Source organism: Streptomyces sp. NPDC036813 (assembly GCF_055609245.1).
Window position 1 is genome coordinate 1 of sequence record NZ_JBVJPV010000011.1, and the last position, 11,218, is coordinate 11,218.

Annotated in this window: 9 protein-coding genes; 3 read left to right on the forward strand and 6 right to left on the reverse strand. The window is 71.6% G+C overall.

The genetic code is table 11. From position 1 onward, the window contains the following. The first annotated feature begins 313 nt into the window (after positions 1-313). Together ACZ67Q_RS22500 and ACZ67Q_RS22505 are read left to right on the forward strand one after the other, a co-directional pair. Entirely contained in the window at positions 314-1,537 is a 1,224-nt protein-coding gene (locus ACZ67Q_RS22500; RefSeq protein WP_471184877.1) for a L,D-transpeptidase, read from the forward strand. A 177-nt stretch (positions 1,538-1,714) separates the two neighbouring features. Continuing rightward, positions 1,715-2,455, forward strand: coding sequence for a DUF6227 family protein (locus tag ACZ67Q_RS22505; protein ID WP_471184880.1), 741 nt, complete (start codon positions 1,715-1,717; stop codon positions 2,453-2,455). Between the two features lie 11 nt (positions 2,456-2,466). On the opposite strand, the gene ACZ67Q_RS22510 is transcribed toward ACZ67Q_RS22505, so the two are convergent. From ACZ67Q_RS22510 to ACZ67Q_RS22530, 5 genes are all read right to left on the reverse strand, one after another. After that, the gene (locus ACZ67Q_RS22510) at positions 2,467-2,727 is read right to left on the reverse strand and encodes a hypothetical protein (RefSeq protein WP_471184882.1); all 261 of its coding nucleotides are present in this window, start codon (positions 2,725-2,727) and stop codon (positions 2,467-2,469) included. Positions 2,728-2,857: 130 nt separating this feature from the next. Next, positions 2,858-4,909: a PTS fructose transporter subunit IIABC gene (locus tag ACZ67Q_RS22515; RefSeq protein ID WP_471184885.1), complete on the reverse strand. Its 2,052-nt coding sequence runs from the start codon at positions 4,907-4,909 to the stop codon at positions 2,858-2,860. A 147-nt stretch (positions 4,910-5,056) separates the two neighbouring features. Beyond that, positions 5,057-6,004, reverse strand: coding sequence for a 1-phosphofructokinase (gene pfkB, locus ACZ67Q_RS22520; RefSeq protein ID WP_471184887.1), 948 nt, complete (start codon positions 6,002-6,004; stop codon positions 5,057-5,059). Beyond that, positions 6,001-6,762: a DeoR/GlpR family DNA-binding transcription regulator gene (locus ACZ67Q_RS22525; protein WP_361628191.1), complete on the reverse strand. Its 762-nt coding sequence runs from the start codon at positions 6,760-6,762 to the stop codon at positions 6,001-6,003. Before ACZ67Q_RS22525 ends, pfkB begins: the two co-directional genes overlap by 4 nt. A 306-nt stretch (positions 6,763-7,068) precedes the next feature. Beyond that, complete coding sequence (locus ACZ67Q_RS22530; RefSeq protein WP_471184890.1) at positions 7,069-8,592, reverse strand: MFS transporter; 1,524 nt, start codon at positions 8,590-8,592, stop codon at positions 7,069-7,071. 62 nt (positions 8,593-8,654) lie between these two features. Here ACZ67Q_RS22530 and ACZ67Q_RS22535 point away from each other — a divergent pair, with 62 nt between their 5' ends. Next, positions 8,655-9,623: a helix-turn-helix transcriptional regulator gene (locus tag ACZ67Q_RS22535; RefSeq protein ID WP_471184892.1), complete on the forward strand. Its 969-nt coding sequence runs from the start codon at positions 8,655-8,657 to the stop codon at positions 9,621-9,623. Positions 9,624-10,169: 546 nt separating this feature from the next. On the opposite strand, the gene ACZ67Q_RS22540 is transcribed toward ACZ67Q_RS22535, so the two are convergent. After that, entirely contained in the window at positions 10,170-11,165 is a 996-nt protein-coding gene (locus tag ACZ67Q_RS22540; protein ID WP_471184895.1) for a sigma-70 family RNA polymerase sigma factor, read from the reverse strand. Between the last annotated feature and the right edge of the window lie 53 nt (positions 11,166-11,218).

An 11,218-nucleotide genomic window follows, 5' to 3' on the forward strand; every position in this document is an offset into this window, starting at 1 on the left:
GGGTGTCCGTCCTCGGTCCGGCCGCCCGCTTCCGACGCCGGTGCTGTTGCCCGGTGCCGGACGCTGCGGGCGGACACCCCCCACCCCGGCCCCTCACCGCCGACGGCGACTGCACCGACGCCATGGCGCGCGGCTCGACCAGCTCAGCTGCGGGCAGTCCGTCCGGGCGGTACCCGTGCACCCCGGATCAGTCGCCCAATGTCCCTGCCTCCGACAGGGAATTGTCGCAGTTCTGTCACGTGGGAACCGGAGCAGTCGTTTGATCGCTCTTTCTTCACGCCTTGGAGTGATCGACGAAAATTGGGAGCAGCCCGTGACAACGCCGGACACAGCAGCGCGGCGCGTACTGGGGGCCTGTGCCGCCCTGATGGTCGGCGCCCTGACCCTCACCGCGTGCGGCGGGAACGCCAGCGCGACCAACGACGACAAGGGCGGCGGCGGTGGCGGCGACACCAAGACCTCCGTCGCGAAGATCGCCATCTCGGCCAAGGACGGTTCGACCGGCGCCTCGATCAACAGCACCGGAGTGAAGGTCAGCGACGGCAAGCTGACGGATGTGAAGATGACGGTGGCCGGCACCGGGCAGACCGTGGCCGGTGAGATATCCGCCGACGGCAGCACCTGGAAGCCCAAAGAGCAGCTGGAACGCGGCACGAAGTACCAGATCTCCGCGACGGCGAAGGACTCCGGCGGCCGTACGGCGGCCGCGAACTCCATCTTCACCACCGTCTCGTCGTCGAACAGCTTCATCGGGACGTACTCGCCGGACAACGGCACGACCGTCGGCGTCGGGATGCCCGTGTCGTTCACCTTCGACAAGGCGATCGGCGACAAGAAGGCCGTGCAGTCGCACATCACGGTCACCTCCAGCAGCGGCCAGCAGGTGGTCGGCCACTGGTTCGGCGAGCAGCGCCTGGACTTCCGGCCCCAGGACTACTGGAAGGCCGGCTCCAAGGTCACCATGAAGATCGACCTCGATGGGGTCCAGGGGGCCAACGGGGTCTTCGGGGTGCAGAAGAAGGTCGTCACCTTCACCGTCGGCCGGTCTCAGGTCTCCACCGTGGACGTCAACACGCAGACCATGACGGTCGTGCGGGACGGTCAGACCGTGAAGACCATCCCGATCTCCTCGGGCAGCCCGCAGCACACCACGTACAACGGCGCGATGGTGATCTCCGAGAAGTTCACGCAGACCCGGATGAACAGCCAGACGGTCGGGCTGGGCGGCGAGTACGACATCCCGGACGTGCCGCACGCGATGCGGCTGACGCAGTCGGGGACGTTCATCCACGGCAACTACTGGTACAACAAGGGCAATCCGCCCTTCGGCAGCCAGGGGACCAGCCACGGCTGCGTCGGCCTGGCCGACGAGCGGGGCGCGCAGGGGGACACCCCGGCGAAGTGGTTCTACGACCACTCGCTGATCGGTGACGTGGTGATCGTCAAGAACTCGCCGGACAAGACGGTCTCCCCCGACAACGGGCTCAACGGCTGGAACATGGGCTGGAGCGAGTGGGTCGCCGGGAGTGCCGTGTGATGCGGCAAGCGCCCTGTGGTTAGGGGGCGTTGACGCTCCGCCGGGCCGTGTGGGAACTTCCCGCACGGCCCGTGCGTTTTCCGGGCACACGTTTTCTCGGTTCCTGGACACGATGTCCGACCGAGGGGCTACGGTATGCACCCACTGGGTGACATGCAGCAAGCGCCGGGAGACACCTTGAGCGTTCCGTACGAGACCGCGGCGTACGAACCACCTGCGTCGCCGGAGGACCACCTTGCGCGGATTCTCGGCCGCGCCCTGAACTCCTTCGAGCTGCCCGACGACGTGATAGGGCGACTGGACTGCGCGCTGGCCTACGACGGCTCGCTGCACTCCGCGCACCACAGCGCGGGGCTGCACCGGGAGACGTACCGGCACACCTGGCTCCTCGCCGACGGCCAGGCGCTCACTCTGTGGGAGCTGGTCCACAACACGGCCCCGGGCAGCGACCCGCAGCACGAGGTGTACGTCGACGAGGAGGAGCTGCGCGCGGCCACGGCCCGGCTGCCGCTGCCGCCGGACGGGACGGAGTTCGAGCTGCCGGTGCCGGCGCACCCCGCCCCCGTTCCCCGGCCGCGGCAGGTGTACCTCACCGACGGCTCGGCCGACCACGCGCGCCGGCTGCTGCGCCGTGCGGAGAACGCCGACCGCCCGGACGGGGAGGTCGCGGCCCTGTTGGCCACGGCGCAGGGGCACCGGATCACGCAGGCGTTCGGCCGTCCGTGCCGGGCGGGCCGTATCGGACTGTGCTTCTCGCTCTACGAGCACGCCTTCCTGCTGCGCGACGGCCGCGAGGTGGCCCTGTGGGAGGTGGAGCACACGGCGACCCCGGACGGGCGGCACATGTGCGAGGTGTACACGAGCGAGGAGGCGGCCCGGGATGCGATGGAGCGGCGCGCCGAGCGGGTCTCCCCGTAGCGGGGAGCCCTTCAGCCGGCGTCGCGGAAGCGGCGCGCCAGGCTGGCGAAGGCGTCCCGTTCCGCCGGGGTGAGTTCCACGGCTTCCAGGTGGGGGCCGGTCTCGCGCGGGCCCGGGAGGGCGGACAGGGCGACGTCCGGGGCGAAGTTCCGGATGATCGCCTCTTGGCGGAAGCGGCGCAGCATGCGGGTGATGCCGATCAGCCAGGCGATGCCGGCCAGAGCGAGGACGGCCATCCCTGCCGCCTGGAGGATCGAGGAAGGCTCGGGCATGCGTTCCAGTGAACACCACGGTCCGGGACTTTGACCCCGGACCGTGACGCATCTCGCATTGTGTTCTCTAACCTGACAGGCGCCGTGAACAACTCACAGCGCCTGAAAGGGATATATGGGCGTCTCCTTCTTACGCCGCCACCGGCTGCTTGGCGCCCGTGGTCGCCGTGCTCCCGCCCGTCCCCGCCTCCGGGGTGCCGGGGGCCGGCTTGCGCAGCCCCTTGAGGACGATGACCAGGGCGGTGCTGACGCAGACGCCCGCGGCGATGGCGACCAGGTAGAGCAGCGGGTTGCCGATCAGCGGGACGACGAAGATGCCGCCGTGCGGAGCGCGCAGGGTCGCGTCGAACGCCATCGACAGGGAGCCGGTGATCGCACCGCCGACCATGGCGGAGGGGATGACCCGCAGCGGGTCGGCCGCCGCGAACGGGATGGCGCCCTCGGAGATGAAGGAGATGCCGAGGACCCAGGCGGCCTTGCCGTTCTCCCGCTCGGTCTGGGTGAAGAGCTTGCCGCGCACGGTCGTGGCCAGGGCCATCGCCAGCGGCGGGACCATGCCGGCGGCCATCACCGCTGCCATGATCTTCATCGCGGAGTCGCTGGGGCTCGCGACGGCGATACCGGCGGTGGCGAAGGTGTAGGCGACCTTGTTGACCGGACCGCCGAGGTCGAAGCACATCATCAGGCCGAGCAGCGCTCCGAGCAGGACAGCGTTGGTGCCGGTGAGGCTGTTCAGCCAGTCCGTCATGCCCTTCTGGGCCGAGGCGATGGGTTTGCCGATCACGACGAACATCAGGAACCCGACGATCGCCGCGGAGATCAGCGGGATCACCACCACCGGCATGATGCCGCGCAGGGCTGCCGGGATCCGCACCTTCTGGATGCCCATCACCACCCCGCCGGCGATCAGACCCGCGGCCAGGCCGCCGAGGAAGCCCGCGTTGATGGTGAGGGAGATCGCGCCGCCGACGAACCCGGGCACCAGGCCGGGCCGGTCCGCCATGCCGTAGGCGATGTACCCGGCGAGGACCGGGACGAGGAAGCCGAAGGCCACACCGCCGATCTGGAACAGCAGGGCGCCCCAGCTGTCGGCCTGGGTCCAGATGAAGTGGTCCATCACCGACGGCGCCTTGTTGATCTTGTAGCCGCCGATCGCGAAGCCGAGCGCGATGAGCAGACCGCCCGCGGCGACGAACGGCACCATGTAACTGACGCCGGACATCAGCCACTTGCGGAGCTTGGTGCCGTAACCCTCGCCCGTGTCGCCGGTGCGCTCGACCGGGGTGGAGCCCGAGGCGGGAGCCGCGGCACTCACCTCGCCGCGCGCCGCCTTCTCCCGGACCTCGCCGATCAGCTCGGCCGGACGGTTGATGCCCGCCTTCACGCCGACGTCGACGGTGGGCTTGCCCGCGAAGCGGTCCTTGTCGCGCACCGGCACGTCGTGGGCGAAGATCACGCCGTCCGCGTCCGCGATCACCGCCGGGTCGAGCCGGGTGAAGCCGGCCGAGCCCTGGGTCTCGACGGTGAGTTCGACGCCCGCCTCACGGCCCGCGTTCTCCAGCGACTCGGCGGCCATGTAGGTATGGGCGATGCCGGTCGGGCAGGAGGTCACGGCGACGATCCGGAACGGGCGCTCGCCGGCGTCCGGGGTCCTGGTGTCCGTGGCGGTGCCGGCGGAGGCCGCCACCGGCGCCGCCACGGAGTTCTGGGAGGCCTGCGCGGCCTCGGCGTCCGCGGGGTTGAGGTCCCCGCGGATCAGCGCCGCCGCCGTGCCCGCTCCGCCCACCGACCGCAGCGCGCCCGTGAACTCGGCGTTCATCAGCTGCCGGGCCAGCGACGACAGGATCGTCAGATGGGCGTCGTCGGCGCCGGCCGGCGCGGCGATCAGGAAGATCAGGTCGGCCGGGCCGTCCGCGGCGCCGAAGTCGATCCCGTCGGCGCTGCGCCCGAAGGCCAGCGTCGGCTCGGTGACATGGGCGCTGCGGCAGTGCGGGATGCCGATGCCGCCGTCGAGGCCGGTCGGCATCTGCGCCTCACGTGCGGCCACGTCGGCGAGGAAGCCGTCCAGGTCGGTCACCCGGCCCAACGCCACCATGCGCTCGGCGAGGGCCCGGGCCGCCGCTTCCTTGGTCGTGGCGGACAGGTCGAGATCGACCAGTTCCGCGGTGATCATGTCGCTCATCGCGGGCTCCTTAGCTCGCGTATCGCCCGGTCGGTGGGATGGGCGGGAAGGGGACGGGGGTGGGGAGGGGGGAGAGGGGGGTGCGTGCGGCCGGTGTCACCTGGAGTAAGGAGGAGCCGCGCCGCACGGCAGCGGTGGCGTGGGCTGTCATGGCACCGGCTCCTGAAGCGGGCGGTCCACCGGCACCCGGTCCGTGACCGTCACGGCCGCCGGGTCCAGGTCGGCCGGGGCCGGCATCACACTGCCGGGCAGTTGTACGGCGGCGGCGCCGTGGGCGACCGCGGAGGCGAGGGCGTCGGGGCCGTTGCCGCCGGCGATGAGGAAGCCGGCCAGGGAGGAGTCGCCGGCGCCCACATTGCTGCGTACGGCGTCCACGCGGGCGCTGCCGAACCAGGCGCCCGAGCCGTCCACCAGCAGCTGTCCGTCGGCACCCAGGCTCGCGAGCACCGCGCCCGCGCCCATCTCGCGCAGTTCCTCCGCTGCCTTGAGCGCGTCGCCCACCGTCGCGAGGGGGCGCCCGACCGCTTCGGCGAGCTCCTCGGCGTTGGGCTTCACCACGTCGGGCCGGGCGCGCAGGGCCTCCAGCAGGGCGCGCCCCGAGGTGTCCAGGGCGATCCGCGCGCCCCCGGCGTGCGCCCGGCTGACGACATCGGCGTACCAGGCCGGGGCGAGTCCCCGCGGCAGGCTGCCGCAGCAGGCGATCCAGTCGGCGCCGCGCGAGGCCTCGCGCACGGTCTCCAGCAGCAGTTCCTGCTCGGCGGCGGTCAGGTACGGACCGGGCGCGTTGATCTTCGTGAGGACGCCGTCCGCCTCGGCGAGCGCGATGTTGGAGCGGGTGGCCCCGGCGATCGGGACCGGCGCGACCTCGATGCCCTGCGCGTCGAGCAGCTCGGCGACGAGCGAGCCCGGCGCACCGCCCAGGGGGAGTACGGCGACCGTGCGCCGCCCGGCGGCCGCGACCGCGCGGGAGACGTTCACGCCCTTGCCGCCGGGGTCCGTGCGCTCGGTCTCGGCGCGGATGACATCGCCGCGCTTGAGCGCCTGGACCTCGTAGGTGCGGTCGAGGGAGGGGTTGGGGGTGACGGTGAGGATCATGCGCGTACTACTTCCGTGCCGCCGCGCTCGATGACGGCGGTGTCTTCGGGGCTCAGCCCGCTGTCGGTGATCAGCAGGTCCACGTCGCTCAGGTCGCCGAAGCGGGCGAAGTGCTCCTGGCCGTGCTTGGAGGAGTCGGCGAGCAGGACCACCCGACGGGCGGCGGCGACGGCCGCGCGCTTGACCGCCGCCTCGGCGAGGTCGGGGGTGGTCAGACCGTGCTCGGCGGAGAAGCCGTTGGCGGCCACGAACAGCACGTCCGCGCGGATCTCGCCGTACGCCCGCAGCGCCCAGGCGTCCACGGCGGCACGCGTACGGTGCCGTACCCGCCCTCCGACGAGATGGAGCTGGATGCCCGGGTGGTCGGCGAGGCGGGCCGCGATGGGCAGCGAGTGCGTGACGACGGTGAGCGAGGACTCCAGCGGCAGCGCTGCGGCCAGGCGGGCGACCGTCGTGCCGGCGTCGAGGATCACCGTGCCCTCGGTGGGCAGTTCGGCGAGGGCGGCCTTGGCGACGCGGTCCTTCTCGTCGGCGGCGGTGGACTCGCGCTCGGTGAGGTCCGGCTCGAAGTCGAGGCGCCCCACGGGGATGGCCCCGCCGTGCACGCGGCGCACCAGACCGGCCCGGTCCAGGGCCTTCAGGTCACGGCGGATGGTCTCCGCCGTCACCTGGAACTCCTCGGCGAGCGACACGACGTCCACCCGGCCGCCGTCCCGGGCGAGCCGGAGGATCTCCTGCTGCCGCTCCGGTGCGTACATGTCCGTTCGCCTCCGACTCATACCCGAACGTGTGGTTTCGCTGCGAGGCTACGCCCGCATTTCCGGAAAGTAAACAGGTTCGGGCGTAATCAGAAGTGAACAGGCATGATCGGAAACGGATCGGGCACGACCAGGCGCAGACGCCTCAGATCACGGACGCGACAAGCGCGCCCCGCCCTCCAGATCCCGGACACGACAACGGGCACTGCCCTCCGGGACCCGGAAACGGCGAGGGCCCCGCTCCCCGGCCCCCGGACATGCCAAGGGCCCGACACCCCAGGTGCCGGGCCCTTGGACAGGTGCTGCTCAGTGCACCAGCTCGCGCTCCTGCTCCCCCGCCGCAGGCTCGTCCGCCGGCGCTCCCTCCACGTGCTGCGCCGGGCGCTTCGGCAGCGCGGACATCAGCAGGAAGATCACGGCCATCACCGCCGCCACCCAGCCCAGCGCGTGCTGGAACGCGTGCACGAAGGCCGGGCCCACCTCGGCCTGGGCGAGCCGGTCGCCGATCTCGCCGAAGAAGACCACCGAGACAAGACCGAGACCCAGCGCGTTGCCCATCTGCTGCACGGTGTTGATCAGCCCGGACGCCGAACCGGCGTGCTCGCGCGGCACCTGGGACAGCACCGCGTCGGTCAGCGGCGCGACGATCAGGCCCATGCCGAGGCCCATCACCACCAGCGGCAGCGCCATCTGCCAGGGGGCGATGGACAGGCCGTAGTGCCCGGCCTCCGCGAGATACAGCAGCACGCCCAGCGCCATGATCAGCGCACCCGCCTGGAGCACCCCGCGCCCGAACCGCGGGACCAGCTTCTGCACGCTCAGCCCCGCCGCCAGCGACACCGCGATCGAGAACGGCACACCGGTCAGACCGGCCTTGAGCGGGCTCCAGCCCAGCCCCATCTGCATGTACAGCGTCCACACCAGGAAGAACACACCGAGCGCGATCCCGAACACCGTCTGCACGGCGATGCCGGCCGCGAAGCTCTTGATCCGGAACAGCGACAGCTCCACCAGCGGGGAGCCGTCCCGCGCCGCCTTGCGCCGCTCGTAGCCGACCAGGGCCCCGAAGACGACGAGCGCGCCGGCCATCGAGCCGTACCCCCACAGCGGCCAGCCCAGCTCACGGCCGCGGGTGAGCGGGTAGAGCAGCATCAGCAGGCCGAGCGTCACCAGGGCCACACCCACCAGGTCGAGCTTGAGTGCGCGCGGGGCGCGCGATTCGGTGATGAAACGGCGGCCGAGGAACCAGGCGGCCAGTCCGACCGGCAGGTTGATCAGGAAGATGGGCCGCCATTCGAGACCGAAGAGGTTCCACTCCGTCAGCAGAGCACCCAGCAGCGGGCCCGACACCGCGCCCAGACCGATGATGGCGCCGAACAGGCCGAAGACCTTGCCGCGTTCGTGCGCCGGGAAGGTGGCGTGCACGATCGACAGCACCTGGGGCACCATCAGCGCCGCCATGCCGCCCTGGAGGACGCGGGAGGCGACGAGCATCTCCGGATTCGTGGCGAAACCGCACAGGGCGGAGGCCAGCGTGAAGCCGCCGATGCCGATCAGGAAGACCCGTTTGCGGCCGTGGATGTCACCGAGCCGGCCGCCGGTGATGAGACCGGCCGCGAAGGCGAGCGCGTAGCCGGCGGTGATCCACTGGATCTGGCTGAACGAGGCGCCCGCGTCCCGCTGGATGGACGGGATCGCGATGTTGACGATCGTCACGTCGACGAGGTCCATGAAGGCCGCCGTCATCACGATCGCCAGGGCGAACCAGCGGCGACGGTCACCGGCGGAGGGTGGTGCGGTGAGGTGCGTTTCGGACTCGGTGGAGGTCATGCACCGAAGGTAGAGCGCCAGTAGGTCAGATCGTGTCCTAATTCTGCGGCATCCTCGACTGCATGACGACCGATACGCCGGCCCGGCTCCTGCAGCTCCTCTCCCTCCTCCAGACGCCTCGCGAATGGCCCGGTGGCGAGCTCGCCGAGCGGCTCGGCGTCTCACGCCGCACGATCCGCCGGGACGTCGACCGGCTGCGTGAACTCGGCTATCCCGTGCAGGCGAGCATGGGCGCGGACGGCGGCTACCGGCTCGTCGCGGGCAAGGCCCTGCCACCGCTCGTGCTCGACGACGAGGAGGCGGTGGCCATCGCGGTGGGACTGCGGGCCGGCGCCGGGCACGCGGTCGAGGGCCTGGAGGAGGCGTCCGTGCGCGCGCTGGCCAAGCTGGAGCAGGTGCTGCCGTCGCGGCTGCGCCACCGGGTGACCACGCTGCAGGCCGCGACCACGCCGTTGACCAGCGGGGACGGGCCGAGCATCGCGCCCGAGACGCTCACCGTGATGGCGTCCACGGTGGCCGGGCGGGAGCGGCTGCGGTTCGCCTACCGAGCCGCCGACGGCACCCCGTCACGGCGGCTGACCGAGCCGTACCGGCTGGTGTCGACGGGACGGCGGTGGTACCTCGTCGCCTACGACCTCGAGCGCGAGGACTGGCGGACCTTCCGTGTGGACCGGGTGAGCGAGCCGTTCGCGACGGGCGCGCGGTTCGTGCCGCGGGAGCTGCCGGAGGGCAGCGCGGCGGAGTACCTGCGGCGCTCGATGCAGCGCGGACAGGAGTCGTACGACTATGTCGTCGCGTTCGCCGAGCCGGCGGACGCGGTCGCGGCGCGGCTGCCGGGGTGGCTCGGAGCGCCGGAGCCGGACGAGGGCGGCGGATGCGTGCTGCGCGGGCGGGGCAGCGGCCCGGTGGAGTGGCTGGCGGCCCGCCTGGCGATGCTGGGCTTCGAGTTCACGGTGCGGGAACCGGCGGAACTGGTGGACGGGGTACGGGAGATGGGCGAGCGGCTGAGCCGTGCGGCGCGGACACGGTGACGGCCGCGAGGGCGTGACGGCCCGTGGTCGGACGGTGATCGGCCGTATGACAGAATCTGCCGTCCGGGCGGGTCACCCCGTGGTTCAGGTACGGGGTGGCCCGTCCTTTCGTGGCTCTCGTCGCGCACCGCACGACTCTCCCGTGGCGCACCGCACGGCCCTCCTGGCGCACCGCACTGCCCTCGTGGCCCGTCGCACGGCGCCCTCGCCGTCGCACAGGGCGTGGCTCCCTCGGGGCGCAAAAGGAGCCGGACTCCGGCACCCGGGGGGGGGGAGGGCGCCGAAGTCCGGCTCGGGGGCAGTCCCGGCGCCGGGGGGGATGTGCGTCGGGACGTGGTTCGGTTGGCTCGTGGGCCGGCCGCTGAAACGGTTTGCCCAGGGCGGGAGTTCCGGGCTCTGGATCCGAACTCCCGTGCCCTGAGGTGTTGTTCCCCCGGCCCGGAGGGTTGAAGCGGCGGAACAGAGCCATGTTTGCGCGGTGTTTCGCCACCCGGCGCACGCGCCCGCGCGCACCGGCCGACGTGAACACGCCGCACAGGGACCGCGTCAGGCCGCCGCGTCGAAGCCCGTGTCGCGGGCCAGCTTCTTCAGCTCCAGCAGGGCGTGCTTCTCGATCTGGCGGATCCGCTCGCGCGTCAGGCCATGCTCCTTGCCGACCTCGGTCAGCGTGCGCTCACGGCCGTCCTCGATGCCGTACCGCATCTTGATGATGGACGCCGTGCGCTGGTCGAGGCGGCCGATCAGGTCGTCCAGCTCCTCGCTGCGCAGCAGCGTGAGCACCGACTGCTCGGGGCTCACCGCGGAGGTGTCCTCCAGCAGGTCGCCGAACTGGGTCTCGCCCTCGTCGTCCACCGCCATGTTCAGCGAGACGGGGTCGCGGGCCCAGTCCAGTACGTCGATGACGCGCTCCGGCGTGGAGGCGAGCTCGGCGGCGATCTCCGTGGGCTCAGGGTCGCGGCCGTGCTCACGGTTGAACTCGCGCTGCACACGGCGGATGCGGCCCAGCTCCTCCACCAGGTGGACGGGCAGCCGGATCGTGCGCGACTGGTCCGCTATCGAGCGGGTGATCGCCTGGCGGATCCACCACGTGGCGTACGTGGAGAACTTGAAGCCCTTGCGGTAGTCGAACTTCTCGACGGCGCGCACCAGACCGGCGTTGCCCTCCTGGATCAGGTCCAGCAGGGGCAGGCCGCTGCGCGGGTAGCGGCGGGCCACGGCGACGACCAGCCGGAGGTTGGAGCGGATGAAGACGTCCTTGGCCCGCTCTCCCTGGGCGACCAGGGCCTCCAGCTCCTCACGGCTCGCGTCCGCCGGGGACTCCTCGTACCCGTCGAGGATCTGCCGTGCGAAGACACCCGCCTCGATCTGCTGGGACAGCTCGACCTCCTTGGCGGCGTCGAGCAGCGGTGTCCGCGCGATCTCGTCGAGGTACATGCCGACCAGATCGCGGTCGGCGATGTCGCCGGTGGCGCGAACACTGCTTGCCGCGTCGGCCGTCTCGCCATTGGCGGACTTACGACGGGCGACGGCACGGGTTGCCATGCGTGCTCCCTTGCGATGGTGGGTCAGCGGGTGGTCCGTCGGACACTCGGCAC

Excerpts from the sequence above, each read along its gene's own strand:
- ACZ67Q_RS22510 (WP_471184882.1), bottom strand. The coding sequence starts at position 2,727 with ATGCCCGAGCCTTCCTCGATCCTCCAGGCGGCAGGGATGGCCGTCCTC.
- ACZ67Q_RS22515 (WP_471184885.1), bottom strand. The coding sequence starts at position 4,909 with ATGAGCGACATGATCACCGCGGAACTGGTCGATCTCGACCTGTCCGCC.
- pfkB (WP_471184887.1), bottom strand. The coding sequence starts at position 6,004 with ATGATCCTCACCGTCACCCCCAACCCCTCCCTCGACCGCACCTACGAG.
- ACZ67Q_RS22525 (WP_361628191.1), bottom strand. The coding sequence starts at position 6,762 with ATGTACGCACCGGAGCGGCAGCAGGAGATCCTCCGGCTCGCCCGGGAC.
- ACZ67Q_RS22530 (WP_471184890.1), bottom strand. The coding sequence starts at position 8,592 with ATGACCTCCACCGAGTCCGAAACGCACCTCACCGCACCACCCTCCGCC.
- ACZ67Q_RS22535 (WP_471184892.1), top strand. The coding sequence starts at position 8,655 with ATGACGACCGATACGCCGGCCCGGCTCCTGCAGCTCCTCTCCCTCCTC.
- ACZ67Q_RS22540 (WP_471184895.1), bottom strand. The coding sequence starts at position 11,165 with ATGGCAACCCGTGCCGTCGCCCGTCGTAAGTCCGCCAATGGCGAGACG.